Origin of the sequence: Methylobacterium sp. WL103 (assembly GCF_008039885.1) — a bacterium.
GTDB lineage: Bacteria > Pseudomonadota > Alphaproteobacteria > Rhizobiales > Beijerinckiaceae > Methylobacterium > Methylobacterium cerastii.
Genome location: NZ_VRUX01000966.1, coordinates 1 through 1,077 on the forward strand (window position 1 = coordinate 1; position 1,077 = coordinate 1,077).

At 74.7% G+C, this 1,077-nt stretch carries 1 protein-coding gene; it reads right to left on the reverse strand.

Annotated features, from left to right (window positions below):
• A partial coding sequence (locus FV222_RS27075; protein ID WP_246685703.1) for an AMP-binding protein occupies positions 1-635 on the reverse strand: 635 nt, incomplete at its 3' end.
• Between the last annotated feature and the right edge of the window lie 442 nt (positions 636-1,077).

Genomic DNA, 1,077 nt, shown 5'->3' on the forward strand with positions numbered 1-1,077 from the left:
GGCAAGGGCGCGGTCCCGCCGGCACGGTCGAGGGCCAGCGCATCGAGGTTGATCACGCCGTCGGGGACGGCCGGCCCGAAGGCCGCGAGGTAGCGCAGGCCGAAATAGCCGGCCGCGATCCGGCACAGGGCCTCCGCCGGGCGGTTCGCGCCGACCTGGGTCTGGGTCAGCACCGCGGAGAGGCCGGCCGCCTGGATGCCGGCGGCGGCCTGCGCCTCGGTCCAGGACGGGGGGAGGGGGCAGGGGACGTGGCCGGCCGCCTCGACGGCGAGGTGGGCGACGAGGCCTTCGGTGCTCCCGGGGAACCACAGGCCGATCCGGCTTCCCGGCGCCAGCCGCCAGGTCCGCAGCGCCTGGGCGAGGCGCCCGATGATCTCGGCGGCCGTCCCATAGGTCCACGCCATCGGCGGCCTGCCGCTCCAGCCGCGCTTGGGCGCGGCGTCGGCGAAGGCGAGGCGGCCGGGATCGAGGCGGGCGGTTCCGGCCAGCAGCGCGCACAGGCCCGCCCGCGGCAGGATCACCTCCGGGGCGATCTCCGAAGCGACCTCCGGGACGACCTGGGACCGCACCGCACCGCGGGTGGCCGGTCCCCATCCGGCGGTCAACGGCTCGATGGAGGGCTGCGCCGCGCTCACGGGGTTCTCGAACTCCATCCGAAGGTCGGCGTGCATCCCGCATGACGACTGGCCATCGATGCCGGTTTAGGGTTAACCCGCGCCTAAGGCCGGCCGGCGGATTCGCGGTTCGTGGGCGCGCCCGTCGCGGGTACCGCGCCGGGCGACGTCGCGGGCGTCCTGGCAGGTGTCATGCCTTCGCCGCATTCGGCGGGGAATGCAGGCCGCCCGATCGCCCGGGACCAGCGCGGCGCCCCCTGTCGGGACCGGTCGCCCCGCTATCCCGCACCGCGTCACGTTTTTCCCGTCACGACGTCCTCCTCCAATCGACGAACTTCAAAGGGTCTGAGCCGATGTCCTTCGCCAAAAGCCCGGCGCACCTGATGCGCGCCGCCACGGGAAACGAGGTGGCGGGCAACCTCGACGCGGGGCTGCGCACGATCCTGACCGCGGCGAGCCGGCC